At 66.0% G+C, this 26,265-nt stretch carries 25 protein-coding genes; 11 read left to right on the forward strand and 14 right to left on the reverse strand.

Annotation, left to right across the window (positions count from 1 at the left end; translation table 11 throughout):
* Positions 1–13 precede the first annotated feature (13 nt).
* From motB to NX774_RS02935, 9 genes are all read right to left on the reverse strand, one after another.
* Complete coding sequence (motB, locus tag NX774_RS02895) at positions 14–955, reverse strand: flagellar motor protein MotB (protein ID WP_258820632.1); 942 nt, start codon at positions 953–955, stop codon at positions 14–16.
* 38 nt (positions 956–993) lie between these two features.
* A complete protein-coding gene (gene motA / locus NX774_RS02900) occupies positions 994–1,854 on the reverse strand; it encodes a flagellar motor stator protein MotA (protein ID WP_258820633.1) in 861 nt (286 codons plus the stop codon).
* Between the two features lie 183 nt (positions 1,855–2,037).
* On the reverse strand, positions 2,038–3,534 hold the full coding sequence (locus NX774_RS02905; protein WP_258820634.1) for an MBL fold metallo-hydrolase: 1,497 nt from the start codon (positions 3,532–3,534) through the stop codon (positions 2,038–2,040).
* Positions 3,535–3,578: 44 nt separating this feature from the next.
* Positions 3,579–4,394 (reverse strand): methyltransferase domain-containing protein, encoded by an 816-nt coding sequence (locus tag NX774_RS02910; RefSeq protein WP_258820635.1) that lies wholly within the window; start codon positions 4,392–4,394, stop codon positions 3,579–3,581.
* Positions 4,391–4,939: a flagellar transcriptional regulator FlhC gene (gene flhC, locus NX774_RS02915; RefSeq protein WP_258820636.1), complete on the reverse strand. Its 549-nt coding sequence runs from the start codon at positions 4,937–4,939 to the stop codon at positions 4,391–4,393. The genes NX774_RS02910 and flhC overlap by 4 nt, the downstream gene beginning before the upstream one ends.
* 36 nt (positions 4,940–4,975) lie before the next feature.
* Entirely contained in the window at positions 4,976–5,293 is a 318-nt protein-coding gene (gene flhD, locus NX774_RS02920; RefSeq protein ID WP_258820637.1) for a flagellar transcriptional regulator FlhD, read from the reverse strand.
* A 679-nt stretch (positions 5,294–5,972) separates the two neighbouring features.
* Positions 5,973–6,749: a LytR/AlgR family response regulator transcription factor gene (locus tag NX774_RS02925; RefSeq protein WP_258820638.1), complete on the reverse strand. Its 777-nt coding sequence runs from the start codon at positions 6,747–6,749 to the stop codon at positions 5,973–5,975.
* 1 nt (position 6,750) lies between these two features.
* Positions 6,751–7,929: a sensor histidine kinase gene (locus tag NX774_RS02930; RefSeq protein ID WP_258820639.1), complete on the reverse strand. Its 1,179-nt coding sequence runs from the start codon at positions 7,927–7,929 to the stop codon at positions 6,751–6,753.
* Positions 7,930–8,002: 73 nt separating this feature from the next.
* Positions 8,003–9,379: an alpha/beta hydrolase family protein gene (locus NX774_RS02935; RefSeq protein ID WP_258820640.1), complete on the reverse strand. Its 1,377-nt coding sequence runs from the start codon at positions 9,377–9,379 to the stop codon at positions 8,003–8,005.
* Positions 9,380–9,760: 381 nt separating this feature from the next.
* On the opposite strand from NX774_RS02935, the gene kynB reads away from it, so the two are divergent.
* Genes kynB through kynA form a run of 3 tightly spaced genes read left to right on the forward strand, consistent with a single transcriptional unit; the run spans position 9,761 to position 12,511 of the window.
* Positions 9,761–10,408: an arylformamidase gene (gene kynB / locus NX774_RS02940; RefSeq protein ID WP_258820641.1), complete on the forward strand. Its 648-nt coding sequence runs from the start codon at positions 9,761–9,763 to the stop codon at positions 10,406–10,408.
* Positions 10,405–11,655 carry a kynureninase gene (kynU, locus tag NX774_RS02945; protein WP_258820642.1) on the forward strand — a complete coding sequence of 417 codons (1,251 nt, stop codon included), beginning with the start codon at positions 10,405–10,407 and terminating at the stop codon, positions 11,653–11,655. Before kynB ends, kynU begins: the two co-directional genes overlap by 4 nt.
* A gap of 10 nt (positions 11,656–11,665) precedes the next feature.
* Positions 11,666–12,511 (forward strand): tryptophan 2,3-dioxygenase, encoded by an 846-nt coding sequence (gene kynA / locus NX774_RS02950; RefSeq protein ID WP_258820643.1) that lies wholly within the window; start codon positions 11,666–11,668, stop codon positions 12,509–12,511.
* Positions 12,512–12,624: 113 nt separating this feature from the next.
* Here the strand turns inward: kynA and NX774_RS02955 are convergent, their stop codons facing one another.
* Together NX774_RS02955 and htpG are read right to left on the reverse strand one after the other, a co-directional pair.
* Entirely contained in the window at positions 12,625–13,749 is a 1,125-nt protein-coding gene (locus tag NX774_RS02955) for an HAF repeat-containing protein (RefSeq protein ID WP_258820644.1), read from the reverse strand.
* 312 nt (positions 13,750–14,061) lie between these two features.
* Positions 14,062–15,984, reverse strand: a complete 1,923-nt coding sequence (htpG, locus tag NX774_RS02960; RefSeq protein WP_258820645.1) for a molecular chaperone HtpG — start codon at positions 15,982–15,984, stop codon at positions 14,062–14,064.
* Between the two features lie 129 nt (positions 15,985–16,113).
* Here htpG and NX774_RS02965 point away from each other — a divergent pair, with 129 nt between their 5' ends.
* From NX774_RS02965 to NX774_RS02980, 4 genes are all read left to right on the forward strand, one after another.
* Complete coding sequence (locus NX774_RS02965) at positions 16,114–16,509, forward strand: ester cyclase (RefSeq protein WP_258820646.1); 396 nt, start codon at positions 16,114–16,116, stop codon at positions 16,507–16,509.
* 101 nt (positions 16,510–16,610) lie between these two features.
* Positions 16,611–16,970 (forward strand): nuclear transport factor 2 family protein, encoded by a 360-nt coding sequence (locus tag NX774_RS02970; protein ID WP_258820647.1) that lies wholly within the window; start codon positions 16,611–16,613, stop codon positions 16,968–16,970.
* A gap of 10 nt (positions 16,971–16,980) precedes the next feature.
* Positions 16,981–17,808 (forward strand): alpha/beta fold hydrolase, encoded by an 828-nt coding sequence (locus tag NX774_RS02975; RefSeq protein ID WP_258820648.1) that lies wholly within the window; start codon positions 16,981–16,983, stop codon positions 17,806–17,808.
* A gap of 37 nt (positions 17,809–17,845) precedes the next feature.
* On the forward strand, positions 17,846–18,694 hold the full coding sequence (locus NX774_RS02980) for a helix-turn-helix domain-containing protein (RefSeq protein ID WP_258820649.1): 849 nt from the start codon (positions 17,846–17,848) through the stop codon (positions 18,692–18,694).
* Positions 18,695–18,762: 68 nt separating this feature from the next.
* Here NX774_RS02980 and NX774_RS02985 read toward each other — a convergent pair whose 3' ends face one another.
* Together NX774_RS02985 and NX774_RS02990 are read right to left on the reverse strand one after the other, a co-directional pair.
* Complete coding sequence (locus NX774_RS02985) at positions 18,763–20,202, reverse strand: aminotransferase-like domain-containing protein (protein ID WP_258820650.1); 1,440 nt, start codon at positions 20,200–20,202, stop codon at positions 18,763–18,765.
* A gap of 11 nt (positions 20,203–20,213) precedes the next feature.
* Positions 20,214–21,281 carry an SMP-30/gluconolactonase/LRE family protein gene (locus NX774_RS02990; protein ID WP_258820651.1) on the reverse strand — a complete coding sequence of 356 codons (1,068 nt, stop codon included), beginning with the start codon at positions 21,279–21,281 and terminating at the stop codon, positions 20,214–20,216.
* A 126-nt stretch (positions 21,282–21,407) separates the two neighbouring features.
* Here NX774_RS02990 and NX774_RS02995 point away from each other — a divergent pair, with 126 nt between their 5' ends.
* The 4 genes from NX774_RS02995 to NX774_RS03010 all read left to right on the forward strand — a co-directional run bounded on the left by NX774_RS02995 (position 21,408) and on the right by NX774_RS03010 (position 25,420).
* On the forward strand, positions 21,408–22,376 hold the full coding sequence (locus NX774_RS02995; RefSeq protein ID WP_258820652.1) for a threonine dehydratase: 969 nt from the start codon (positions 21,408–21,410) through the stop codon (positions 22,374–22,376).
* 72 nt (positions 22,377–22,448) lie between these two features.
* Positions 22,449–22,910, forward strand: coding sequence for a RidA family protein (locus NX774_RS03000; RefSeq protein WP_258820653.1), 462 nt, complete (start codon positions 22,449–22,451; stop codon positions 22,908–22,910).
* Between the two features lie 197 nt (positions 22,911–23,107).
* Entirely contained in the window at positions 23,108–24,301 is a 1,194-nt protein-coding gene (locus tag NX774_RS03005) for an aminotransferase-like domain-containing protein (protein WP_258820654.1), read from the forward strand.
* Positions 24,302–24,466: 165 nt separating this feature from the next.
* A complete protein-coding gene (locus NX774_RS03010) occupies positions 24,467–25,420 on the forward strand; it encodes a diguanylate cyclase (protein WP_258820655.1) in 954 nt (317 codons plus the stop codon).
* Here NX774_RS03010 and NX774_RS03015 read toward each other — a convergent pair.
* Positions 25,417–26,190 carry a YoaK family protein gene (locus tag NX774_RS03015; RefSeq protein WP_258820656.1) on the reverse strand — a complete coding sequence of 258 codons (774 nt, stop codon included), beginning with the start codon at positions 26,188–26,190 and terminating at the stop codon, positions 25,417–25,419. The genes NX774_RS03010 and NX774_RS03015 overlap by 4 nt on opposite strands.
* Positions 26,191–26,265 lie beyond the last annotated feature (75 nt).

Consider the following 26,265-nt stretch of genomic DNA (forward strand, 5'->3'; position numbering starts at 1 on the left):
GGTCTCCTCCGGCCTAATTCTTCGCTGCCGGCGCGGCCACGGCGGCAGCCGCCGCCACCTGGCCCGCTTCCTGCACCGGCACTTCGAGCTTGCCGGCGTCACGCATGATCGCCTCCTCGGTGCGCTTATTCAGCACGATGATGCTGATGCGGCGGTTGATCGGGTCGAACGGGTCCTGGCGGTTCAGCGGCGCGGCCGACGCCAGGCCCACCACGCGCAGCACCTTGTCGTCCTTCATCCCGCCGATCACCAGCTCGCGGCGCGAGGCGTTGGCGCGGTCGGCCGACAGTTCCCAGTTGCTGTAGCCGGTTTCCATCATGTACGGGGTGGCGTCGGTGTGGCCGGACAGGCCGATCTTGTTGGGCACGTCGTTGAGCACGGCGCCGATGGTGCGCAGGATCTCGCGCGTGTACGGCTCCAGCTCGGCTTTGGCCAGCTGGAACATCGGGCGGTTCTTCTCGTCCACCACCTGGATCCGCAGGCCCTCGCTGGTGATGTCCAGCAGCAGCTGGTTCTTGAACTTCTTCAGCGCCGGGTTGGTCTCGATGGTCATTTCGATGCGGCCCTTGAGCGACTGCAGGCGCCCGTTCTCCTCGCGCTCGAGCGCGGCCTTGGCCGCGGCCAGGTCGTAGGTCTTCTTGTCGGCCGGGACATCGCCACGCTTGACCTGGCCGTCGCGCTTGGTCAGGTCCTTGCCGCCGCCCTGCAGGATCGACGAGCTGTCGCCGCTGCCCGAGCCGCCCGACATGGCCACCTTGAGCGGCGTCTTGAAGTACTGCGCAATGCCTTCAAGGTCGCCCTTGGTGGTCGAACCGATCAGCCACATGAGCAGGAAGAACGCCATCATCGCGGTCACGAAGTCGGCGTACGCGATCTTCCAAGCGCCGCCGTGGTGGCCGCCGTGGCCCTTCTTCACGCGCTTGACGATGATCGGCCGCAGTCCCTCATCGGCCATATGTCCTCCGCAGGATCATGTGGTTCACGCTGCCGCCCTTACTTGGCCTTGGCCTTCTTGATGTGCTCTTCCAGCTCGGCGAAGGTCGGGCGCTCGGTCGAGTACAGCACCTTGCGGCCGAATTCCACTGCCAGCGCCGGCGCGTAGCCGTTCAGGCTTGCCAGCAGCGTCACCTTCACGCAGTGCAGCATCTTGGACGACTCTTCCAGCTTCTGCTCGAGCAGGCTGCCGAGCGGGCCGACAAAGCCATAGGCCAGCAGGATGCCGAGGAAGGTGCCGACCAGCGCCTTGGCGATCAGGATGCCCAGCTCGGCCGGCGGAATGCCCACCGATTCCATCGTGTGCACCACGCCCATCACCGCGGCCACGATACCGAAGGCCGGCAGGCCGTCGCCCAGCTTGGTGAGCGCGGTGGCCGGCACCAGGCCTTCGTGGTGGTGGGTGTCGATCTCGTTGTCCATCAGGTTCTCGATCTGGAACGCGTCCATGTTCCCCGAGACCATCAGGCGCAGGTAGTCGGTCATGAATTCGATGACATGGTGGTCGGCCAGCACTGCCGGGTACTTGGAGAACAGCGGGCTCTCGGCCGGCGCCTCGATGTCGCCCTCGATCGACATCAGGCCTTCCTTGCGCACCTTGGACAGCACGTCGAACAGCAGCGACATCAGCTCCATGTACAGCTCGCGCGTGTAGCGCGAGCCCTTGAAGATGTCCGGGAGCGCCTTCAGGGTCGCCTTGACGGTCTTGCCGTTATTGCCGACGAAGAAGGCACCGAGGGCCGCGCCGCCGATCATCAGCAGCTCCACCGGCTGGAACAGCGCGGCGAGGTGGCCACCCTCGATCACGAAGCCGCCGAACACCGCGCCGAGCACGATGACGTATCCGATAATGACTAACAAGTGCCCTTGCTCCCGCTACGCATTGTTTTCCGTTCTGGTGCCGGAAATTGTATTGAATTCAAAAAATATTTACGGTAGGGAAATACAATAGCTTGAGAACGGCTTCCCGGCAAGCAAAACTGGCCGGGATGTCGCCTAAAAGTGCCATATGTAAAGCTTTTCCTACCCCTCTCTTGACAGCCTTCAATCCGCCTCGCCTTCCACCGCCAGCAGTTCGCTGTACGGCGCCGGGGGCAGGTGCATCATGAAGAAGCGGTCCACGGCCAGCTGCTCGCGCGCGACCGCCTGCACCAGCTCGCTCACCGGCTGGGCCGCGGTATAGCTGCCGTCCTGCCGTTTCTGGAACGGGTCGCTGCCGTACAGCAGGCGATGCTGCGGGAAATACGCCATCATCTGACGCTCGGTGGTCGCCCCCATGATCGGGTACAGCTCGACCCGGTTGGGGCCGGAGCCGATCACGGTCTTGCCGCGCACCCAGTGCAGCTCGGGCTTGCGCGGCGCTCGCTGCAGGCTGTCCGGCTGCCGGGTGTGCGGCGCGGCCAGGGTGCGGCGCACGATCGGCTCGGACAGCCCGAGCGCGTAGATCGGGATGCCGCGCGCGGCATATTCGCGAATGCCGGCCAGGTGCGGCCATGAATCGGAGGTGCTGACCACCGCCTTGACGCGCTTGCCGGGATAGCGGCGCGCCGCCTCGTCCAGCACCTGCTTCGAGTAGTTCGACGAAATCGGCGCCTCGATCACGACCAGGCCGTCGCCCTGGTCGACGATCGCCACGTCCCACGACGCTTCGATCTGCACGATCCCGGGCGCGATCTCGGTGCGTTTGGCGCCCAGCGGCGTGGTGTCCGGCCCCGGCACCGGCGCCTGGGGCTTGTACCGCGCCGCCACGGTCTCGGGAATCGCGGTCAGCGCCGGATCGAACGGCGCGTCCACCTTCAGCTTGCGCAGCATCAGCGTGCGGTCAGCCAGGCCGTTGAGCTGGTAGTCCCATTGCATCGGGTAGCGCAAGCCGCTCTTGTCCAGCCGCCAGAAGGTCCAGGTGACGCGCTGGACGACGTCGCCAATGTAGGCGCCGTAGGCCGCGTGCGCCAGCGGCCCCGCGTAGTCCACCGCAAACGGCAGGTGGGTGAATTGGTTCAGGTAGATGCGCACCGGAGCGCCGTCGAGCGTGAACGCGAGCACTTGGTGCGGCACGCCGTGGAGGACCTGCCTGGCCTCCAGGTGCGTGTCGGCGGCATCGAGGGCGGCAAGAAGGACCCGCTCGGGGCTCAGTGCCATCGATTCGCCGGCGCGCTTCACGTCGGTGCTGTTGCCGGGAACCTGGTTGGCGCCGAACGTGTTCATGGCCATGTCACCGGAAACGACCAGGCTGGTGTTCCATTGCTGGGCCGGCGGCACGGCCATCTTCACGTCGCGCCGCAGTGCCCTGTGTTCGTGATCGTGCAGCTCGGTGATGTCGAGGAAGGCCACCAGGTAGGGGCCTTCCGGGCGCTCCGATTGCTCGAGCATGTTGCGGTAGCCGGACGACTCGAAGGCCACGGTCTTTACCGCACGCAGCTTCTGCTCGCCGCCCTGGGCTTCGAGGGCCTGCTTCAGCACCGCGGTGCTGGCCGCATCGGCCGCATACAAAGGGGAAACGGCGGCCATGGCCGCAAGCGCGACAAACTGACGAAGTTTCATGCTTTTCCTTGTTATTGAGACACAGCCGCAAGAATAGCGATTAGTTACTGACCGTCAATCTGTTTAAAACACCATATGTATAGCGCGCGCGTGCTGCCCTGCGGGACCAGCACCCGGTCCGGCGCCTGTCCGGCGATCGCGAATTCGTAGCTGGCCAGCACGCTGCCAGGCCGCATCTCGCGCCGCGCCTTGCGCCACAAGCCATCCATCGCGGCAGGCGACAGGTAGGCATACACCAGGTCGTAGTCACCAAAGTCGAGCCGCTCGTAGTCGCCGCGCAGGAAGCGCGCACGGCTGCCGGAGACCAGCGCGCGCAGGCGGCTTGCCAGCCACGGCAGCGGCGCCAGCTCGATGCCCTCGACCCGCGCATCGGGCCGCGCGCGCGCCAGCGCCAGCGCCAGCCCGCCCAGGCCACTGCCGATGTCGATCACGCGCGGCGCCTCGCGCCCGGCCAGCAGCGCCAGCACCTCGGCGCGTACCGCCCTGCCCGACGGGTAGTAGGGCACCTGGGTGCGGAAGGTGGACCAGAACACGAGCAGCAGCACCACGAAGCCGGCCAGGAACACAGCGGGCGGCAGCGCCAGCGCCTGCGCCAGCAGCACGGCCACCGGGAACAGGAACTGGATCAGGACCCACCAGCGCGCCATGCCGGCGCGCGCGGTCACGATGGCGGCGAACCCGCCTTGCAGCACTGCGGCATGCCAGTAGCCGGGAGCGGCGCCCAGGCGCGCGAGCACGAACAGCGCCGCAAGCGTGGGCAGGAAGCAGGCACACTGGATCAGCAGCGCACGCAGCGCCGGAATGGAAAGCAGGCGGCGCGGGGCGGATCGCTCGCCCCGCGGTGGGGATGCAGGAATCACGCCGCGCCCAGCGCCGCGGCTTCCTTGGATTTGCGGGTCTTGCCGGCGCGCGAAGGCACGTGGCACAGGCCGCATTGGTAATCTTTGTTCAGGTCCAGCGCGTTGACCACGAACTTGCCCTTGCAGGTACTGCAGGGGGCCAGCGTGAGCATCTCGCTCTGGAAGAAGCGCACCAGCGTCCAGGCGCGGGTCAGCGAGAGCTGCGGCTCCTCGCCCGCTTCCGGCGGCATCTGTTCCAGGTACAGCTTGTAGGCCTTCATCACCGCCTGGATGCCGGTGGCACCCGCGTGATCGACCAGGAATTTGTAGATATTGATGAACAGCGAGGAGTGGATGTTCGGCTGCCAGGTCAGGAACCAGTCGGTCGAGAATGGCAGCATGCCCTTCGGCGGCGACACGCCCTTCAGTTCCTTGTACAGCTTGAGCAGGCGTTCGCGCGACAGCGACACTTCGCTCTCGAGCAGTTGCAGGCGCGCGCCCAGCTGGATCAACTCGATCGCGAGCTGAATCTCCTGCGCTTCCGACACGACGCTTTTCTTGCTCATTGCAGGCTCCGTAACGAGGACGACTTAAGTGATGGCTTAAGCGATTTCCTCGACCGGCTGGCCGGCCATCAGGATGGCGGCGTGCGACTGGGCCAGCGCGCGGTCCTTGTTGTAGTTGGTGAGCATGGAAAGGATGGCGCTGTCGTCGAAGCGGAAGCGCGCCAGCATCATGTTGCCGCCAGCCAGCTTCAGGATCTGGGCATTGCTCATGCCTTCGATCAGGTCGGCGATGTCAGCCGAGATACCCAGGCGGAAGATCGCGGTGACCTTGTCGGCGCGGATCATTTGCTGGGCAAGCATCAGGTAGCTCAGGTTCGCGTCGCGAATTTCAGCCATCATGTCGTTCGCAGTCATTGTTCTCTCCGGTATCCGTGTTGGTCTGGCGTTCTTGGTGTTGCCAGTGAGATACATTCTGACTGTGTGGAAACTTTTGGGCTATAGGCTGCGGTCTGTATTTTTCGTCCGGCAAAGACGAAGAAGACCCGTAGGAGTTTGTCTGACAAACCCTGCCGGATCGTGGTCGCGCCCCTATGAAAAGGGACGGAAAACGAGTGTGCGCAACACGGCGGAATGAACTCCTTGGGCCGTCCTGCGATCGCTGAATTTTTTGATTTACGTCAAATTTTTGACCAACTTGAGTGTTGCGCCAAAAAATTTTTCGTCACCCTTGGGGCGTCTTGCTGAGGTAAACGGTCCCGTGTCCGGGAACTTTAGGGGTCTTTTGAAAATTTATTGGTGACCCGTTGGTGTGCGGCGAGCGTACTTGGACGAGAGAGTCTTTTGAATAATTGTAGGTGACTCTGCAACTCAACCGTGTTGACACCCCTTTCCGGGGCATCTGGGATCATTTACGGCACCAGTTTCGGGAACTTTAGGGTTTTTTGAAAAAAAATTTGAATTTTTTTTATTTCGTTTAATTTCAATGACTTACCCCCCCCGCAAGCTCTCGACGTACAGCAGATGAGCGAACAGGCGAGTGAAAGGTTCGCTTGGCGAATATCTGCTTGGGCCAGGTACTCGCGAGTGCAACGCCCTAAGGTGCGCGAAAAATGACGTCGTTACGGAAGCGCCAGGTGTAGGTCTGGCTAACTTTCAGCTGCTCCGGATGGTCACGCAGATCGACGGTGATGTTGCCCAAATCGTCACGGCGGGCACGTCGGATGGCGCGTACGGCGACCAGCGTGCCGCGGTGGATCTGCCAGAACTGGTCCGGGTCCAAGCCCGCCTGCAACTCTTTGAGCGGCTTGCGGATCAGGCCTTCGTCCGTCGCACTGACCACACGCGTGTAGCGCGTATCTGACTCGAAGAACAGCACCTCGTCGATCGCGATCACCTTGATCGTGTTGCCACTCGTGGCACTGATCCAGCGGATGCGCTGCTTGCGCGCGGCCGCACGCAGATGCTGGTCGAGCTCGGCCATTGCCCGCAGCAGATCGGCGCTATCGGGACTGCGGCCCGTCTGCTCGCGCAAGCGCGCAACAGTCTGCGCCAGCCGTTCCGGGATAATCGGCTTGAGTAGGTAGTCAACGGCGCCCAGGTCGAACGCTTCGATCGCATGGCTGTTGTAGGCCGTTGTGAACACGGTGCGGCATCCGCCGCCGCTCGCGCCGGCGACTTCCAGTCCGCTGGCGCCGGGCATGCGGATGTCGAGAAAAGCGACATCCGGGCGTAGGCGCGCGATGGCGTCGAGGGCCTCGCTGCCGTCCTCGCAACTGGCGACGATCTCCAATTCTGGCCAGGCCAATGCGAGCAGGCGCTGCAGATCCCTGCGCTGCAGATCCTCGTCGTCGGCAATGATCGCGGTGGGCATGTCAGGTCGCTCCTTCGAGCATGGCACGGATGGGCAGCACGATGGTTGCCACCACGCCGCCTTCTTCGCGCATGCGCAGCGCCAGCGATGCCTCGCCTTCATACAGGTGCTTCAGCCGTTGGCGGATATTGACCAGGCCGATGCCGTTGCCCGTCGAACCGTCGCCGAAGCCGGGGCCATTGTCGGCAACCGAGAGCTCGAGCACATCCGCAAGATCCGTCGTCCTGCGCGCGGCGGCGATCTCGATCAGCCCGGGACCTTTCTTCAGCTCGATGCCGTGCTTGACAGCGTTTTCGACCAGTGAGATGAGCATCAACGGAGGCATCGCAACGCCGCGCAGCTCGGCCGGACAGTCGATGCGGGTACTGAGCCGCGGCAGCCGCGCCTCGATGATGCCGAGATAGGCGCGTGCCGCATCAATCTGCGAACCGAGCGATACGAACTGGTGGGCGCGATCCGAACGCAACTGCGGGATCGTCGAGCGCAGGTAGTCGACCAGGTGGTCGATGATGACGACGCCCCGGGCCGGATCGGATAGCATGGCGGCGCGCACTCCCGCCAAGGTGTTGAACAGGAAGTGCGGCTCAACCTGGCTCGCCAGCACGGCGAGCTGCATCTCGACCTCATTGCGTTCGTGCCTGTATCGCGCCATTTCGCCCAGCAGGTGCGCCTCGCGCAGCATGCGCCGCTGCTTGAAGTAGGCCAGCAGGTCGGTGCCGCCGCCCAGCCACACCAGAATCAAGAACCAGCTGAAGAGGTTGATCAGCCCGGCCACACTCTCTCGTCCGGCATCCTGTAGCCTGGGGAGGGTGGTTGCATTCGGCGGCGGAGAAGCGCGCGTGTACGGCGTCAGTGGCAGCACGAGCAATACGCCGGACAGCAGCGCGCATACGATGCCCGCAGCCTCGCGCTGGGCCGTCCATCCCCGCCGGCACACGAGCACCGCGAGCGCGCGGCCGACCGACAATCCCAGCGCCACCACCACCCACACGGCCGCCAGCATGACGTAGAGCCTGAGCTGCTGCAAGCGCGCCGACGACGTAGCACCAACGAGCGCCAGCACCAGTGTCAGCAGCACCATCGGCACCAGGAAGGAGCGCATGCGGTAGACGAACCAGGTCCGGCTGAACACCGGATACTGGCGTGCGATGCCCGACCATCCGCCGAGCTTCGTCGCCATGCCGGCCGGCAGTGGCTGGTCGTCTCGGTGCGATCGTGTGATTGTTTCCATTGCCGTATTTTAGCCGGTCCGCTCAGCGTATCGTCGCGGCGATCCAGCTGCCGATCGTGTCGAGCGCGACCGGCGCCATCGTTTCCTCGATCTCGACGTACTCCGCCGGCGCACCGGTCTTCGCCATCTGGAACGGATGATTCAGGCCCGGCATCTCCTTCACGACGGCGCGTGGGTTGTCGCGCAGCGCGGTGCGAATCGCGGCCAGGTCGATCGACGCCGGAACCTGCAGATCGAGGGTCCCGTTCAGGACCAGGACGGGTTGGTGCACCGCCATCAGTGCGGGCGCCGGGTCATAATCGAGCATCGCGCGAAACCACGGCGTGCCGAAGCGCCGCACGAACAGCTCGCCGCGCCCGGGTGCCTGCTCGCCCCGGCGCTCGGCTGCCTCCACGATGGCACGGGCTTTCGCGTTCGCCGCTTCCAAGCTTGGTTCGGCAAGCATCGCCGCGAAGACCTCCTCATGCAGCTTGCGGTCTCTGGCGATTTCTCGTTCCGGCTGACCCTGCGCCCTGGCCAGCAACTCGAGTTGCTCGACCAGCAGGCGGTCGCCGCGGATGCCGGGCCCGGCCAGCATGACGACGAAGCCGAGCGCCGGATCGCGCGAGGCCAATAGCGGCGCGATCATGCCGCCCTCCGAATGGCCAATAATGCCGAGGTGCCGGGTGTCGACCTCGTGCCGGCCACGCAGATATCGAACCGCCGCTTCGGCATCGGCGGCCAGATCCGCCATGGTCGCATCCCGCAGCTTACCGGTGGACTTGCCGACGCCGCGCTTGTCGTAGCGCAGTACCGCGATACCTTGGCGGTTGAGGTAATCGGCCAGGACCAGGAAGAGCTTGTGACCGAAGACGTCCGCGTCACGGTTGATCGAGCCGGAACCGTGGACCAGTACGACCGCCGGGAAAGGCCCGTGGCCGTGCGGAACGGAGAACGTGCCCGCCAGCTTGACGCCGGCAGTCTCGTTGTCGAAGCTGACCTCCTGGCTACTATATGGCGGCGGGCTCGTAGCGATCGCTTCTTCCTGGGGCCGCTTCCGCTTCAACGCGTCGGCGCTGGTTCGCTTCAGTTCTAGCGGCGCGGTGCGCCCCTGCGTCCAGGTGCCGGTCCAGACTTGCGCCTGCTCGTTCCACGTGGCCTGGTAGCTGGCCTTGAATCGCGGCAGCGCGAACGCGATCCGGTCGGGCGTGACGACCACATCCTCGACCTTGCTCTTGAGGTTTTGCGCCGGCACCGAGATTGACGCTTCCCAAGGTCCGCTCGCGGGTTTGTCGAACTGTACGATGACCTGCAACACGCCACCGATGTTGCCACTCCAGTAGCCCTGTGCGTCTTCCGCGTGAGCGTAGTCGGCCGACATTGCGATGGTCACGGCAATGCCGCTGATTATTGCTTTCATGGATTCGAATGTAGTGGTTGGGACGGGCACGACTCTAGCCGGGCTGCGATGGTCGCGCTCGACAATGGGATGAAAGCGGTTTACCGCGTCACGTAACCCCACCCGCGTGTCACGAATACCCGGGTGGGGTTGAAATAAGGTCTGTACCAAGTCGAGCTGCCTTGCAAGCCGGTCGATATGTGCAAGGCAGCGGCTACCATGTGCGAACCATTGACCGCACCGCGGCCCGGCTTCCTGCTGACATGGCAGTTTACTCCCGAACTCGGCGGTGCACCTGGCCCGCCTTGCCCGGACGCTTGCCTTTGCCGCGCGGTTTCTTGCTACACTTGCATCCCTCAAGCCGGATTGTTGAGGCTTCAAGCATTCAAAAAAGGGTCCTGCATGCACACACCTCCCCTCTGGGATATCAGCCCGACGATCTCGGCCGATCTCCCGGTCTGGCCCGGCGATACCCGGTTCGCGGCCAGCGCCACCTGGGAAATCGGCAACGGCTGCCCGGTGCACGTCAGCCGCATGACGATGACCACGCACCTGGGTGCGCACACCGACGCGCCCTCGCACTACGATCCGGCCGGGCTGGCGATCGATGCGGTGGGCCTGGCGCCCTACATTGGCCCGTGCCGCGTCATCCACTGCATCGGCGTGGCGCGCGTGGAGCCCGCGCACGTGGCGCCCTGGCTTGAGGCCATTCCGCCGCGCGTGCTGCTGCGCACCTACGACAAGGCGCCGCAACGCCAGTGGGACGATCGCTTTGCGGCCATCGCGCCGGCCACCATCGAGCTGCTCGCCGCGCACGGCGTGGCGCTGATCGGTACGGACGCGCCCTCGCTCGACCCGCAGGACTCCAAGACGCTGGACGCCCACCACGCGGTGCGCACGCACGGCCTGGCGATCCTGGAAGGCGTGGTGCTCGACGAGATCGCGCAAGGCGACTATGAGCTCATCGCCCTGCCCCTGAAACTGGCCCGCATGGACGCGAGCCCGGTGCGCGCGATCCTGCGCCCACTTGCATCGAAAGACCCGGCATGACCACGACCACCCGCGAAGACTGCCTGGCGCTTGACCGCGCCGACCCGCTCGCGCCGCTACGCGACGCCTTCGACCTGCCGCAAGGCGTGATCTACCTGGACGGCAATTCGCTCGGCGCCCGCCCGCGCGCCGCACTCGAGCGCGCCGCGGCCGTGGTCGCGCGCGAATGGGGCCAGGACCTGATCCGCAGCTGGAACACCGCCGGCTGGTTCGACCTGCCGGGCCGCCTGGGCGACCGGCTCGCCCCGCTGATCGGCGCACGACAAGGTGAAGTCGTCGTCACCGACAGCACCTCGCTGAACCTGTTCAAGGTGCTGGCCAGTGCGCTCGCGATGCAGGAGCGGGCCGACCCGCGGCGCCGCGTGATCGTCACCGAGCGCTCCAACTTCCCGACCGATATCTACATGGCCGAAGGCTTGACCGCGTGGCTCGACCGCGGCTACCGCCTGCTGCTGGTGGACTCGCCAGACGAGCTCCCGGCCGCGATCGGCGCCGACTGCGCGGTGCTCATGCTCACGCACGTGAACTACCGCACCGGCTACATGCATGACATGGCGGCGCTCACGCGCCTGGCGCACGAGCGTGGCGCGCTGGCAGTCTGGGACCTGGCCCACTCGGCCGGTGCCGTGCCGGTGGACCTGCACGCCGCCAACGCCGACTTTGCGGTGGGCTGCACCTACAAATACCTCAACGGCGGCCCTGGCGCCCCTGCGTTCGCCTGGGTGCCGCAGCGCCACCAGGCCGCGTTCTCGCACCCGCTGTCGGGCTGGTGGAGCCATGCGTCGCCATTTGCGATGGCGCCTGGCTTTGCGCCTGGCGAGGGCATCAAGCGCGCGCTGTGCGGCACGCAGCCGGTGGTCTCGCTGGCCCTGGTCGAATGCGGACTCGAGATCTTCGAGCGCACCAGCATCGAGGCACTGCGCGCCAAATCGCTCGCGCTCACCGACCTGTTCATCGACCTGGTCGAAGCACGCTGCGCGGGCCACCCTTTGGAGCTGGTCACCCCGCGCGCGCCCGACCGGCGCGGCAGCCAGGTCAGCTTCACGCACCCGCACGGCTACGCGGTGATGCAGTCCTTGATTGCGCGTGGCGTGATCGGCGACTACCGCGAGCCGCGCATCATGCGCTTCGGCTTCACCCCGCTGTACACCCGCTTTGCCGACGTGTGGGACGCGGTCGCGATACTGAAGGACATCCTCGACCGCCAAGCCTACGACATCACTGCCGCGCGCGGCGCCGTCACCTGAAAGGAATGCCATGACCAGTAGCGACAAGCAGCAGCCGGCCCAGTGGCACGGCGCCCGGATGGACTTCAGCTCGGCCATGAGCTACGGCGACTACCTGGGCCTGGACCAGATCCTGAGCGCCCAGCACCCGCTCTCGCCCAACCACAACGAGATGCTGTTCATCATCCAGCACCAGACCAGCGAGCTGTGGATGAAGCTGATGCTGCACGAAATGCAGGCCGTGCGCACGCAGATCCGCGCGGGAGATCTGCAGCCGGCGTTCAAGATGCTGGCGCGGGTGGCGCGCATCATGGACCAGCTGGTGCACGCATGGGACGTGCTGGCCACCATGACGCCACCGGAATACACGGCGATCCGGCCTTACCTGGGCGCGTCCTCGGGCTTCCAGTCCTACCAGTACCGGGAGCTTGAATTCATACTGGGGAACAAGAACCGCCACATGCTGGCGGTGCACGAGAAGAACCCCGAGGTGCATGCGGCGCTCGAGCGCGAGCTGCTTGCGCCGTCGGTGTACGACGAAGCGGTGATGCTGCTGGCGCGCAGCGGCTTTGCGATCGCGCGCGAGCGGCTCGAGGGCGACTGGACCCAGGCGACCCAGGCCGACGAATCGGTCAAGGCCGCGTGGCTGGAAGTGTACCGCGAGCCCGAAAAGCACTGGGCCCTGTACGAGCTGGCGGAAAAGCTGGTGGACATGGAAACGTCGTTCCGCTTCTGGCGCTTCCGCCACGTCACCACGGTGGAGCGCATCATCGGCTTCAAGACCGGCACCGGCGGCACGGCCGGGGTGAGCTACCTGCGCAAGATGCTCGACGTGGTACTGTTCCCGGAGCTGTTTGCGCTGCGCACCGAGTTATAAAGGCAAGTGGGCAGCTCGTTCGGCTGCCCAGCTTCGTCCCACGCGTTCGAGGCAAGGCCGAACAGCGCGGCGCAGCAGCGTGCGACTGAACGCGTGGGCGGAATCCGCCCACCCTACGCGCAGCGGCGCATGGCGCGGCCACGCCGGCGCAGCGCCCCGGCCCCCAGCAGCGCCACTCCCGTCCACAGCATCGCCTGCTGCCCCGGCTCCGACACGGGCGAGAGCGGGTCGAGCCGCGCCGCAAAGCATTCCCGGTTCTTGCAGACCGTGGCGGCGATCTGTCCCAGATCGTTGATTCCGTAGGCGCCGAAGACACTCCAGCCGGATGCCGGGTCGATCAGCGAAGTCAGGTCGAGCATGGCCCCGCCCTCGTACAAAAAGCCACCGCTCACGCCCCAACCGCTGGCCGCACCGACGATCTGGCGCAGGTTGTTGATGTCGTATGCCTCCGCATACCCTCCTCCGAGCACGCCAAGCGGCGTCAGGATGCCGTTCGAATACAGGAAGGCGTTGTCGAAATGCAGCTCTGCCGTGGCGGCCACGCCAACGACATCGCCCAGGTCATTGATGCCATAGGCACGGCTGTACTGGCCGCCGAAGGTGCCAACATCGACCAGCGGGCCACTCCCCTGGCGAACCCAGCCGTGATACGCGGTTTCGGGCGGGGTGAAGTCGCCCGTGCCTGAGGCGCCTGCGATCATGCCGTGGTTGTTGATCGCAAACGCAGCGGCCGGCGGGTCATACGATGCCGGCAAGGTGCCCAGGTCCTGCATCGTCCCGCCCGAGAACAGGAATGGATGCTGTGAACCGCCTGCCGTGTCTGCGCCACCGACAACCTGCCCCGCATTGTTGATCGCCCACGCGAAACCGCCCTGCCCGCCCAGCGTTCCCAGGTCGTTCATCGAGCCGCCGCTGTAGAGGAAGGGGCGCCCGATACCGCTGCCATTGTCGGCCGAGCCCACGATTTGCCCCGCATCGTTGATGCCCCACGCAGCGCTGCTGGCCCCACCCAGCGTGCCCAGGTCGAAGAAACTGGCACCCGAGTACAGGAAAGCATGGGTGGTGCCGCCCGAGATGCTGAAATTGCCCACCACCTGCCCGGCGCTGTTGATGCCGCGCGCCGAGCCCTCGGTGGTGCCGATCACGGTGACGCCGTAGCGCGGGTCGGCAAGCGCGAGCAGCGGCAAGCTGCACACGACGAGCGCCGAGAGTTTCTTGAGGGCGGCAACAAGCTGCATGTCTGTCTCCTGCGGGTGAAGTGGATGCGAACCAGCCGCTTGAAGCATAGGGAAGCCGCTCGGCGGGAGTCTGCGCGGCGTCAGGCGTGCGCCACGCTTCGATCTGGAACAAGCTGAACTTGCCGGTAGTTAGCTTGCGCGTGAGGCAGAGGTAGCTGCGTGGCGGCAAGCTCGGCATGGGTCCCGGCCTGCGCCGGGACGACGTATTTGGGCCAACACGCAAACAGCGCCTGCTTCCACACGTTTCGGGGGACACAAACAAAAAAACGGCCAGGCATCGCTGCCCGGCCGTTTCACTTACTGCGAGATGACTTACTTCGCCGGCGTCGCCAGCAGGATCTCGTTCAGGCGCTTCACGAACGCCGCCGGGTCGCTCAGGCTGCCGCCCTCGGCCAGCATCGCCTGGTCGAATAGGATGTGCGACCAGTCGGCAAAGCGCGGGCTTGCCGCGTCCTCGTACTTCAGGCGCGTGACCAGCGGGTGGTTCGGGTTGATCTCGAGGATGGGCTTGGATTCCGGCGCTTCTTGGCCGGCCGCCTTGAGCATGCGTACCAGGTTGCCCGACAACTCGTTCTCGTCCGCCACCAGGCAGGCCGGCGAATCGGTCAGGCGGAAGGTCACGCGCACGTCCTTGGCTTTTTCGCCCAGCACGCCCTTCATCTTCTCGACCAGCTCCTTGTACTGGGTTTCGGTCTCTTCGTGTTCCTTCTTCTCGGCCTCGTCCTCGAGCTTGCCCAGGTCCAGGCCGCCCTTGGCCACCGACACCAGCTCCTTGCCCTCGAACTCGTTCAGGAACGACAGCATCCACTCGTCCACGCGGTCGGTCATGAGCAGCACTTCCACGCCCTTCTTGCGGAAGATTTCGAGGTGCGGGCTGTTCTTGGCCGCGTTGAAGCTCTCGGCGGTCACGTAGTAAATCTTGTCCTGGCCTTCCTTCATGCGGCCCACGTAATCGGCAAACGACACGTCCTGCACGTCGCTGTCGTTATGGGTCGAGGCAAAGCGCAGCAGCTTGGCGATGCGGTCCTTGTTGGTGAAGTCCTCGCCGATGCCCTCCTTGAGCACCTGGCCGAACTCGGTCCAGAAGGTCTTGTATTTGTCCTTCTGTTCCTGCTCGTCCGCATTGGCCATCTCTTCCAGCATGCCCAGCACGCGCTTGGTCGAACCCTCGCGGATCACGCGCACGTCGCGCGACTCCTGCAGGATCTCGCGCGAGACGTTCAGCGGCAGGTCGGCCGAGTCGATCACGCCCTTGATGAAGCGCAGGTAGGTCGGCATCAGCTGCTCGGCGTCGTCCATGATGAACACACGCTTGACGTACAGCTTGATGCCACCGCGCTTGTTGCGGTCCCACAGGTCGAACGGTGCGTGGCTCGGCACGTATAGCAGCTGCGTGTACTCGCTGCGGCCTTCCATGCGGTTGTGGGTGTAGGCCAGCGGCGGCTGGAAGTCGTGCGAAACGTGCTTGTAGAACTCCTCGTACTGCTCCTTGGTGATGTCGGACTTGGAACGTGCCCACAGCGCGCTGGCCTGGTTGACGGTCTCGAACTCGTCCTGGAGCACGCTCTCCTGCTTGTCCTTGTCCCACTCTTCCTTTTGCATCTCGATCGGGATCGAGATGTGGTCGGAGTACTTGCGGATGATGGACTTGAGCTTCCAGGCGGACAGCAGCTCGTCCTCACCCTCGCGCAGGTGCAGGATCACGTCGGTGCCGCGGTTCGGCTTGTCGATCTGCTCCACGCTGTAGTCGCCCTCGCCGCTCGACTCCCAGCGCACGCCCTGCGACGCGTCCACGCCCGCCCTGCGGGTGTTGACGGTGATACGGTCGGCCACGATGAAGCCCGAATAGAAGCCCACGCCGAACTGGCCGATCAGGGCCGCGTCGGCCTGCTGGTCGCCCGAGAGCTTGCTGAAGAATTCCTTGGTGCCCGATTTGGCGATGGTGCCCAGGTGCGCGATCGCTTCCTCGCGGCTCATGCCGATGCCGTTGTCGGAAATGGTGATGGTACGGGCCGCCTTGTCGAACGTGACCTTGATCTTCAGTTCGTGGTCGTTGCCGTACAGGGCGTCGTTGTTGATCGCCTCGAAGCGCAGCTTGTCGGCCGCGTCGGAGGCGTTCGAAATCAGTTCGCGCAGGAAGATCTCCTTGTTCGAATACAAGGAATGGATCATCAGGTGCAGCAGTTGTTTAACTTCCGCTTGGAAGCCAAGAGTTTCTTTTTCGGCAACAGCCATGTTTTCCTCGTGGTAATGTCGGGTTAAACGGACCGTTGCGATATGGGGATGGCAACAGCGGTTTCAAGGGGTGTTTGCACGCGAGAAAGGCGAATGCCCTAAAATTGCTGTATTTACCATGGAGACGAGATGAGCAAAGACCCAAAAGACGTCGTGCGCCGCTATGTGGACGCCTTCAACCGTGGCGACCTGGCCGCACTGGGTGCCCTGTTCACCGAGGACGCGCAGATCCAGGGCGTGATGGGCAAAGGGGTGTTCGAGAAAGTGTCGCCCATCTGGCGCCAGCTGATCGAGGGCTACGGCATGCAGCTGCGCATCGAGGAAATGATCGCCGAGGGCAACACCGTGGTGGCGCGTTTCACCGAGACCGGCACCTTCAAGGCGCCCGCCTTCGGCCACGAGCCGACCGGCAAGTCCTACGAACTGGTGGCGATGGAGTGGTTCGAGGTGAGTGGCGAGAAGATCACCCGCCGCTGGGGCGCGCGCGACTCGGCCGCGCAGGCACGCCAGCTCGGCATTGCCTGAGCGCTCGCCGCCAAATCCTATTACCTGGGACGTAATCGCCGCACCGCGCGGATCTCCGGAGAATGGCTTGCATCGACAACCCACTCTCAAAGGAGATCACGATGGACAGCGCCAACCGCATCGCCGAACAATACCTGCAAGCCTGGAACGAGCGCGACCCGGTCGCGCGCCGCGCGCAGGTGGCCCGGGTTTTCACGCTCGAGGCCACCTACACCGACCCGATGGCGGCCAGCAGCGGCCACTTGGGCATCGACACGCTGATCGGCGCGGTGCAGGACAAGTTCCCGGGCTTTCGCTTCCAGCTGGCCGGCCAGCCGGAAGGCCATCACGACGCGGTGCGCTTTTCGTGGACGCTGCATGCGCCCGACGGCGCGGCGGTGGCACGCGGGACCGACGTCGGCCTGCTGGACGGTGACGGACGCCTTGCCAGCGTCACCGGCTTCCTGGACAACGTGGCGTAAGGAGGCAGCCATGACCACGACTTGCCGCCCCAACACCATCCGCGCCGCCGACGGCACCGAACTGTTCTACCGCGACTGGGGCGAGGGCCGCCCGGTGCTGTTTGTCGCCAGCTGGTCCATGCCCTCCGAATCGTGGCAGTACCAGATGATGCACCTGCTCGACCGCGGCATGCGCGTCATCGCCTTCGACCGGCGCGGCCACGGCAGGTCCGGCGACCCGGGCCGCGGCTACGACTTCGACACCCTGGCCGACGACATCGCCGCCGTCATCGAAACGCTCGACCTGCGCGGCGTGACCCTGGTCGGCCACTCGATGGGCTGCAACGAGATCGTGCGCTACCTCGCCCGCCACGGCACCGCACGCGTCGCCCGCGCGGCCCTGCTGGGTACGGTGACACCTTACCTGCCGCAAACCGCCGACAACCCGGACGGCATCGACCAGGCGTACTTCGACACCTTCCGCAACGAAGAACTGGTGCGCGATTTGCCGCAGTGGGTGGACGACAACATGGTGCCCTTCGTGTACGAGGAAACGCCGCAGGGGATGAAGGGGTGGCTGCGCCAGCTCGTCTTCACGGCCTCGCTGCACGCGCTGCGCGAATGCCATGCGGCGCTGACGCACACCGACTTCCGGGCCGACCTGCCGCGCATCGACATTCCGGTGCTGCTGATTGCGGGCGACGCCGACGCCACCTGTCCGCTGGAGCTGACGGCCAAACGCAGCGCGGCGCTGCTGCCCCACGCCACGCTCAAGGTGTACGAAGGCGCACCGCACGGCATGTTCATCACGCACATGGACCGGGTCAACGCCGACCTGCTTGAATTCATCCGGCAATAGGCGCGAGAATGGCTGCCACAACCGCAAAGGGGACACGATGGACACTGCCACCAGGGCGCCTGCCGACCAGTATTTCAGCGACTTTGCCGCCGCCCTGCGCTACTGGCGCACCAAGCGTGGCTTTTCCCAGTTGCGGCTGTCGGCCGAAAGCGGCATTTCGCAGCGCCACTTGTCCTTCCTCGAAAGCGGCCGCGCGCAGCCAAGCCGGGAGCTCATCCTCAAGCTCGGCATCACGCTCGACGTGCCGCTACGGCAGCGCAACGTGATGCTGCTCGCGGCGGGGTTCGCGCCCGCGTACCAGGAACGCAAGCTGTCCGATCCCGAGATGGGCGCGGTCAAGCAGGCGCTCGACTTCATGCTGCGGCAAGCGGCGCCCTACCCGGCGCTGGTGGTGGACCGGCTGTGGAACCTGGTCATGGCCAACGAACCGGCGGCCGCGATGATGCGCTGGTTCCTGGGCATGCCGGCGCACGCCCCGATCCCGCGCGACGGCTCGGTCAACGTGATCCGGCTCACGCTCGACCCGAACGGCCTGCGCCCGTGGCTGGCCAACTGGGAGGAAGTGGGCGCCGACCTGCTGCAGTGGGTGCAGCGCGAGGCGATGGGCGACGGCCCGGGCAGCGAAGCGGCCGCGCTGCTGGCCGAGCTGACCGCGCTGCCGGGCATGCGCGAAGCGTCGGCCGTGCCCAACCTGGACCGCCGCGCCCTGCCCTTCCTGCCGCTCACGCTGCGCAAGGACGGGGTCGAGCTGAACCTGTTCACCACCATCACCACCCTCGGCACGCCGCACGACGTGACCGTGCACGAACTGCGGCTGGAGTCGTTCTTCCCGGCCGACGAGGCAAGCGCCAACTGGTTCAGGCAGCGCGCCGGCGCCGCTTCGTAGGGTGGGCTCTCGAGCCCACGCCGTTGCAAGCGATGCGTGACAAATCCGCGTGGGCTCGAGAGCCCACCCTACGGCTGCCGATCGAGCTCGCGCTGGAGAAAGCGCCACACCGTTGGCTCTCCCAGCGCCGCAATGTTCAAGCGCATGAAGGTGGACGGCAGCTGGCTGGGCGAAAACAAGCTGCCCGGCGCCAGCAGGATGCCCTCGGCCATGGCCCGCTCGGCCAGCACGTTCGTATCGCGTCCGGCATCCGCCCACACGAACAGGCCGGCAGGCGGCGCGGTCGGTACGCGCAGCCCAACCGCCTCGATCTCGCGCAGCGCCTTGGGCCGCGCCGCGTCCAGCCGCGCGCGCAGGCGGTCTGCGTGCTTGCGGTACACGCCCTCCGACAGGATCTTGTACACCACCCGTTCGGTCAGCTCGCTGGTGGTCAGCGTGGACAGCATCTTGCGGTCGGTGAGCCGCTGCGCGCGCTCGCGCGAGGTGGCGATGAAGCCGACCCGCAGGTTGGCCGACATCGACTTGGAGAATCCGCCCAGGTAGATCACCTGCTGCAGCTGGTCGAGCGCCGCCAGCCGCGTCACCGGCTGCGTGGGCGCTCCCGGGTGCAGGTCGCAGTAGACGTCGTCCTCGACGATCGTAAAGCCGTGCTCCTGCGCCAGCCGCAGCACCTGGAACGCCTTGGCCGCCGACAGCGAGGTCGAGCTCGGGTTGTGCAGCACCGAGGTGATGATGTACAGCCGCGGCTTGTGCTGCGCCGCCAGCGCCGCGAGCTGGGCAATGTCCGGCCCGTCCGCCAGGCGCGGAATGCCGATCACCTTCAGCCCCTGCATCGACAGCGAGCCAAACATCAGGAACCATCCCGGATCGTCAACGAACACGGCATCGCCGCTCTGGCACAGTTCGCGCGCGACCAGGTCCACGGCCTGGGTCACGCCCACGGTGGTCACGATCTGATCCGGCCCGGCCGCGATCTCGAGTTCGGCCAGCTTGCGCTGCAATTGCTGGCGCAGCGGCAGGAAGCCGGCCGGCGTGCCGTAGGCCAGCAGGCCATGGCTGTTCTGGCGGCCGATGGCGCGCAGCGCGTTCGACACGGCCGGGCCGGCAAGCCACTCGGCCGGCAGCACGCCCGAGCCAGGCGAGAACTGCGGCGGCGCCTGGCGGAACAGGTTGCGGATCAGCCAGACGACATCGAGCGGCCGGCCCAGGGCACTGGCCTCGGCCGGCTTGCGCTCCGGCGCCAGCGGCGCGCGCTCGCGCACGAAAAAGCCGGCGCCACGCCGCGATTCCAGGTAGCCCATCGCCACAAGCCGGTCGTAGCTGTTCACCACGGTGAAGGCCGACACGCCATGCGCCTTGGCGAACTGGCGGATCGACGGCATGCGCGCGCCGCTCCTCAGGTGCCGGTCGTCGATGCGCGCCGCCACCGCGCGCACGATCTGGTCCGACAGCGATTCGCCCGATTCGCGCGACAGCGGCGCGCCCAGTGCCGATGCGACCTTGTCCATCTGCCGTCCTCCTATTGCCGCGGGCGCCAGCCAATGCTCGTTGCATCGACGCTGTGGATGTAGAGCCCATCCACCGTTTCGGTCGCCCCGGTGGTGGTCCGCGTTTCGCCGCTCGGGTCCTGCAGGTCCGCGACCACCTTGCCGTCTTCGGTGAACGCGATCACGTGCCCGTATGGCTTGGGCATGCGCCACAGCACGCGCGGGATGCGCAGCGCCAGCTTGCGCATCCACGGGTGGCCGGCCATCTGGTCGAGCATGTTGCGCGGGCCCGCCAGCCCCAGCCAGATCCGCCCGTCCAGTCCACGCGTCAGGTTGTCGGGATAGCCCGGCAGCTTGTCCAGCACCACGCTTGCCTGGCTTGATGGCGCGGACACGTCGAGCTGCGCGGCCGCTACGGCGATTTTCAGCACGCGGTAGCGCGTCGATTCGCTGACGAACAGCGACTGCTCGTCGGCGGAAAGCACGATGCCGTTGGCAAAACAAAGGCCATGCGCGACCACGCGCGCCGCCCTGGCGCCGGGATCGTATTCGAGCACCCGGCCCGTGCATGACTGTTCGAACACGTCCAGCAACGCGCCCTCCTGCCCCCACTGCGCGCCAGGAAAGCGCGACGACGTATCGGTGAAATAGAACTTGCCGGAGCCGGCCACGGTGACCCCGTTGGCCACCCCGATCGCCTGTCCGGCCGCCTCGTTCGCCAGCAGCGTCGGGCTGCCGTCCGGCGCAATCGACAGCAGTCCCCTGACCGAGTCGGCGACGACCATGCCGCCCGACGCATCGAACGCAATGCCCAGCGGCCTGCCGCCGGTGGTGCTGAACACTTCCTTGCCGCTGCCGTCGGCATTCATCCGCAAGATGTGCCCGCTGGCGACCGACGCGTAGAGCTTGCCGTGCGGACCAACCGCAACGTGTTCAGGGCCGGCTTCCCCGTCCAGCGCGATGCGTTGCAAGCCAGCCAGCTTGCTGTTGGCGGCGTGCACACCCGTGTAACCCGGCGACTGCGGCGCTTGCCAGGCCCGCGGCTCGATGGGCACCGGCCAAAACGCCAGATAGGATGCAAGTGCGACGATGATGAACATGATGATCCGCCAAGGTGTACTGGCCATTTCGCCGTTACAGCACGAGAATTATCCGAAAAAGTGTAATGGGACTGTACTGGTATTTACGGCTAGGATACCTGTACAACAACGAGCCCGCAACCGCCCATGCAACTGTCTACCCTGCCCGAACTCGACCAGGCCGCCGCCATCGTCTATGCCATGATGCAGCCGACGCCGCAATACACCTGGCCCTTGCTGAACCAGGAACTGGGCGTTCAGGCCTGGATCAAGCACGAAAACCACACCCCCACCGGCGCGTTCAAGGCGCGCGGGCCGCTCGTTTATATCGAGCGCCTGCTCGGGCGCGAGCCCGGCGTGAAGGGCGTGATCGCAGCCACGCGCGGCAACCATGGCCAGTCGGTGGCGCTGGGCGCGCGCCGCAACGGCCTGGCCGCAACCATCGTCGTCCCGCGCGGGAACAGCGTGGAAAAGAACGCGGCCATGCGCGGCTTTGGCGCCACGCTGGTCGAGCACGGGGACGATTTCAACGAGAGCCGGGAACACGCGCTTGCCCTGGCCGAGCGCGACGGCCTGCACATGGTCCCGTCCTGCCACCCGGACATCGTCGCGGGCGTGGCCAGCTACTGGCTCGAATTGTTCCGCGCACAACCGGACATCGACCTGGTGCTGGTGCCGATCGGCCAGGGTTCCGGCATCAGCGCCGCCATCGCCGCGCGCGCCGCCCTCGGGCTGGCCATGAAGATCGTCGGCGTGGTCTCGGCCCACGCGCCGGCCTATGCGCTGTCGTTCGCAGCCGGGCGCAGCGTCGATGCCCCGGTCTCGACCGTGCTGGCCGACGGCGTGGCCTGCCGCGTGCCGGAGCAGTCCTCGCTGGACCTGATCCTGCGCGAGGTGGACGACATCATCACCGTGACCGACGACGAGATAGCCCGGGCGATGCGCCTGTATTACACCTGCACCCACAACCTGGCCGAGGGCGCCGGCGCGGCCGCGCTGGCAGGCGCCTTGCAGCTGCGCGACCAGGGCCGGCTGCGGGCGAGCCGCCTCGGCCTGCCGCTCACCGGCGGCAACGTGGACGCGGCGCTGTTCGGCGCCGTCCTGCGTCAAGCGTAACGGCTGCGAAGGCGCGCCCGGGGCAGGTACAATATCGCTTTTGCATCAACCCTCAACCCAATGGAACAGCACATGTCCGTCTACGACAAGCTCAAAGAACTGAACATCACCCTGGTCGCGCCGGCAACCCCGGCCGCCGCCTACGTCATGTATGTACAGACCGGCAACCTGGTCTTCATTTCCGGCCACATCGCCAAGAACGCGGACGGCAGCCCGAACACGGGCACCTTGGGCAAGGACAAGACCACCGCCCAGGGCCAGGAAGCGGCGCGCGCCGTGGCGATCGACCTGATCGGCACCCTGCAGGAAGCCTGCGGCGGCGACCTGGACCGCGTCAAGCGCATCGTCAAGGTCATGAGCCTGGTGGCCTCGACGCCGGACTACAACGAGCAGCACCTGGTCACCAACGGCTGCTCCGAGCTGCTGGGCGAGGTGTTCGGTGATGCCGGCAAGCACGCCCGCTCGGCGTTCGGCGTGGCCTCGCTGCCGCGCGGCGCGTGTGTCGAGATCGAAATGATCGTGGAAATTGCTTAATTAATTAGCCAGCTTCGTCGTCCCGGCGAATCCTCGGCGGCCTGCGCCGGGACGACGGTGGTACGTTCAACGCAGTGATGGCAGTGCATAAATAACCCGGGCCGGAGCCCACCAGGCGCCGGCCTTTCCCGAGCCCGCTTATCCAGCGTGGCTTATAATGGCCCAGCACCACCTGCGGTCCCTTCTGTGAGATGAGTATGAAAATCGAGAATCCCAACCCCATCCAGTGGCATTTTTCGGAGCGCGCCCAACAGCTGCAAAGCTCGTTCATCCGCGAAATCCTGAAAATCACCCAGCGCCCGGAGATCATCTCCTTTGCTGGCGGCCTGCCCTCGCCCGCCACCTTCCCGGTGGAGCGCATGAAAGAGGCGTACGACAAGGTCCTGACCGACAACGGCCGCGTCGCGCTGCAGTACGGCCCCACGGATGGCTACCCGCCGCTGCGCGAGTGGATCGCCAACTATCTCTCCACCGGAGGCTCCAAGATCGTCCCCGAGCAGATCCTGATGGTCTCGGGCTCGCAGCAGGCGTTGGACCTGCTGGGCAAGGTGCTGATCGACGAAGGCAGCCGCGTGCTGGTCGAAACCCCCAGCTACCTGGGCGCGCTGCAGGCGTTCTCGGTGTACCGCCCCGAATTCAAATCGGTCGACACCGATGACCATGGCCTGGTGCCCTCGTCGATCGAGGCGGTGGCGCAAGGCGCCCGCCTGCTCTACTCGCTGCCGAACTTCCAGAACCCGACCGGCCGCACGCTGTCGGTCGAGCGCCGCCGCGAACTGGTCGAAACCTGCGCGCGCCTGGGCCTGCCGCTGATCGAGGACGATCCGTACGGCGCGCTGTCGTACAAGGGCGAGCCGATGCCGCGCATGGTCGCCATGAACCCGGACGGCGTGATCTACATGGGCTCGTTCTCCAAGGTGCTCACCCCCGGCATCCGCCTGGGCTACGTGTGCGCCCCGCTGCCGCTGGTGCGCCGCCTCGAGCTGGCCAAGCAGGCGGCCGACCTGCACACCGCCCAGATCACCCAGATGGTGGTGCACGAGGTGATCAAGGACGGCTTCCTCGACCGCCACATCCCGACCATCCGCGAGCTGTACGGCAACCAGTGCCAGGTCATGCTCGACGCGCTGGCCGAGCACTTCCCGGCCGAGGCCACCTGGACCCGCCCCGAAGGCGGCATGTTCATCTGGGTCACCCTGCCCAAGCAGATCGACGCGCTCAAGCTGCTCGACCAGGCCATCGCGGCCCGCGTGGCCTTTGTGCCGGGCGCGCCGTTCTACGCCAACGAAGCCGCCACCAACACGCTGCGCCTGTCGTTCGTGACGGTGCCGCCGGAGCGCATCCGCGAGGGTGTCGCCATCCTCGGCAAGCTGATCAAGGACATGCTGTAAGCCAGCCCTCCCCGCGCGGACGCCACCCGGCGTCCGCCGCCTTCCCCGCGCCGCTACCCGCGCCGCAACAATTCCCTATCAGTTCTTATAGGTTGCCCGCCGCACCGGGTTTCGTCGCGGTATGATTTTCTCGACGCAAAACCAACGGCTGAGCGAGGCAACGGCATGGCGGTTCTGGGGACCGAGTCCACTGCGCGACAAGCAACGGTGCTGGTGATCGACCATGCGCCAGCCTGCCGCGACGCCCTGCGCAGCCTGCTGCAGGAACGCGGCTACAACGCCATTGCCGCCGGCAGCGGCGAGGAAGGGCTGGACCTTGCCGTGCGCGCCCAGCCCGACCTGGTGCTGCTGGAGCTGGCCTTGCCCGGCATCGACGGGCTGGAAACCTGCCGCCGCCTGAAAGCCAATCCGGCCACCTCCACCATCCCGGTCATCTTCGTGAGCTCGCGCGCGGGCACGGACGACATCGTGGCGGGCTTCGAGGCCGGTGCGTCCGATTACGTCACCAAGCCCGCCCGGGTGGCCGAACTGTGCGCCCGCCTGCGTGCCCAGCTCCAGTCCAAGCGTTCGGCCTGGGCGCTGGAATGCGCCGCGATGGCCGACCCGCTCACCCTCATCCCCAACCGCCGCCAGTTCGACCGCTTCCTGGAAAAGGAGTGGCAACGCGCGCTGCGCAGCGGCGCCCCGCTGTCGCTGCTGATGCTCGACGTGGACCATTTCAAGCTGTACAACGACACGCTGGGCCACGCCGCCGGCGACGCCTGCCTGCAGCAGGTGGCCGGTGTGCTGCAGCGGCACGCGGCGCGCGCGACCGACCTGGCGGCGCGCTACGGCGGCGAAGAGTTCGTGCTGCTGTTCGGGGAGACGCCGGCCGAGGCGGCGGCACGGCTGGCCGAGGCGGTCCGCGCGGATGTCGAATCGCTGCACATCTCCAACCCGCGCTCGCCCACCTCGAACTGGGTCACGGTGAGCATTGGCGTGGCGAGCGTGCTGCCCTCGCGCCACGCATCCCTGTGCGGCCTGCTGCTGGCGGCCGACCGGCGGCTCTACGAGGCCAAGCGCGCCGGCCGCAACCGGGTGGTGGCCACGGCGCCGGTCGAGGTGGCAGAGCCGGGCTAGCCGCGCGCCGGTCCGCGCTTTTTCCGCATGCGGGCGATCACGCGCAGCAGGTCGTCGACCGTTGGCACGATCGCCATCACGCACAACAGCGCCGCCAACGGCACGGTCGAGACAAAGCCCATGCGCGCAAAGCCGATCGCGCCAACCACACCGCCGGTGAAGAAGCACACCACCAACGAGCCCAGCAAGCGCAAGCGCGCCCGGTTGGCCAGCACCTTGGGCTGGTCGCGGTCCGCATTCCAGTAAATCAGCCGGCCCAGCTCGATGCCGATGTCGGTCAGGTTGCCGGTCATGTGCGTGGTGCGGATCTCCGAATGCGACAGCTTGGTGATGACCGCGTTCTGCAAACCCATGATGAAACACAGGAGCATGACCGTGATCGGCACGAACAGCCCCTGCACGCTCTGCAGCCGCGCGCCGAGCACGCCGAACACCAGCAGCAGCGTCGCCTCGAGCAGCAGCGGCAGCGCGTATTCGCTGTACAAGCGCTGGCGCCGCACGTAATTGACCATCAGCGCCGTGCACGCCGCACCGAGCAGGAAGGACAGGATCGCCCCGGCCGCGTCGAACACCAGCTCATAGCCGCCCAGCACCAGGTTGTCGGCCATGGACGACACCATGCCGGTCATGTGGGATGTGTACTGTTTGACAGCGAGGAACCCGCCCGCGTTGGTAGCCCCGGCCACGAAGGCCAGGGTGAGTCCGAGGTGACGGTTGGCGCTGACGGTGCGCCGGTGGCCGGTGAGGCTTCTCGCGTATTTGATCGGCACGGTGGGTCTGCTTCTGGGGTGACTACGTTCTGGACACATACATCTTACTGCAAATCCACACCAACAAGGGGGCCG

Origin of the sequence: Massilia agilis, from assembly GCF_024756255.1 — a bacterium.
Lineage (GTDB): Bacteria > Pseudomonadota > Gammaproteobacteria > Burkholderiales > Burkholderiaceae_D > Telluria > Telluria agilis.

What these genes read in the sequence shown, in the direction of transcription:
- htpG (WP_258820645.1), bottom strand. Translation starts at nt 15,984, where the DNA reads ATGGCTGTTGCCGAAAAAGAAACTCTTGGCTTCCAAGCGGAAGTTAAA.
- kynU (WP_258820642.1), top strand. Translation starts at nt 10,405, where the DNA reads ATGACCACGACCACCCGCGAAGACTGCCTGGCGCTTGACCGCGCCGAC.
- NX774_RS02955 (WP_258820644.1), bottom strand. Translation starts at nt 13,749, where the DNA reads ATGCAGCTTGTTGCCGCCCTCAAGAAACTCTCGGCGCTCGTCGTGTGC.
- NX774_RS02970 (WP_258820647.1), top strand. Translation starts at nt 16,611, where the DNA reads ATGGACAGCGCCAACCGCATCGCCGAACAATACCTGCAAGCCTGGAAC.
- NX774_RS02905 (WP_258820634.1), bottom strand. Translation starts at nt 3,534, where the DNA reads ATGAAACTTCGTCAGTTTGTCGCGCTTGCGGCCATGGCCGCCGTTTCC.
- kynB (WP_258820641.1), top strand. Translation starts at nt 9,761, where the DNA reads ATGCACACACCTCCCCTCTGGGATATCAGCCCGACGATCTCGGCCGAT.
- NX774_RS03010 (WP_258820655.1), top strand. Translation starts at nt 24,467, where the DNA reads ATGGCGGTTCTGGGGACCGAGTCCACTGCGCGACAAGCAACGGTGCTG.
- NX774_RS03005 (WP_258820654.1), top strand. Translation starts at nt 23,108, where the DNA reads ATGAAAATCGAGAATCCCAACCCCATCCAGTGGCATTTTTCGGAGCGC.
- NX774_RS02930 (WP_258820639.1), bottom strand. Translation starts at nt 7,929, where the DNA reads ATGGCGACGAAGCTCGGCGGATGGTCGGGCATCGCACGCCAGTATCCG.
- motB (WP_258820632.1), bottom strand. Translation starts at nt 955, where the DNA reads ATGGCCGATGAGGGACTGCGGCCGATCATCGTCAAGCGCGTGAAGAAG.
- NX774_RS02995 (WP_258820652.1), top strand. Translation starts at nt 21,408, where the DNA reads ATGCAACTGTCTACCCTGCCCGAACTCGACCAGGCCGCCGCCATCGTC.
- flhD (WP_258820637.1), bottom strand. Translation starts at nt 5,293, where the DNA reads ATGACTGCGAACGACATGATGGCTGAAATTCGCGACGCGAACCTGAGC.
- NX774_RS02925 (WP_258820638.1), bottom strand. Translation starts at nt 6,749, where the DNA reads ATGCCCACCGCGATCATTGCCGACGACGAGGATCTGCAGCGCAGGGAT.
- NX774_RS02980 (WP_258820649.1), top strand. Translation starts at nt 17,846, where the DNA reads ATGGACACTGCCACCAGGGCGCCTGCCGACCAGTATTTCAGCGACTTT.
- kynA (WP_258820643.1), top strand. Translation starts at nt 11,666, where the DNA reads ATGACCAGTAGCGACAAGCAGCAGCCGGCCCAGTGGCACGGCGCCCGG.
- flhC (WP_258820636.1), bottom strand. Translation starts at nt 4,939, where the DNA reads ATGAGCAAGAAAAGCGTCGTGTCGGAAGCGCAGGAGATTCAGCTCGCG.
- NX774_RS03000 (WP_258820653.1), top strand. Translation starts at nt 22,449, where the DNA reads ATGTCCGTCTACGACAAGCTCAAAGAACTGAACATCACCCTGGTCGCG.
- NX774_RS02965 (WP_258820646.1), top strand. Translation starts at nt 16,114, where the DNA reads ATGAGCAAAGACCCAAAAGACGTCGTGCGCCGCTATGTGGACGCCTTC.
- NX774_RS02935 (WP_258820640.1), bottom strand. Translation starts at nt 9,379, where the DNA reads ATGAAAGCAATAATCAGCGGCATTGCCGTGACCATCGCAATGTCGGCC.
- NX774_RS02985 (WP_258820650.1), bottom strand. Translation starts at nt 20,202, where the DNA reads ATGGACAAGGTCGCATCGGCACTGGGCGCGCCGCTGTCGCGCGAATCG.
- NX774_RS02975 (WP_258820648.1), top strand. Translation starts at nt 16,981, where the DNA reads ATGACCACGACTTGCCGCCCCAACACCATCCGCGCCGCCGACGGCACC.
- NX774_RS02990 (WP_258820651.1), bottom strand. Translation starts at nt 21,281, where the DNA reads ATGTTCATCATCGTCGCACTTGCATCCTATCTGGCGTTTTGGCCGGTG.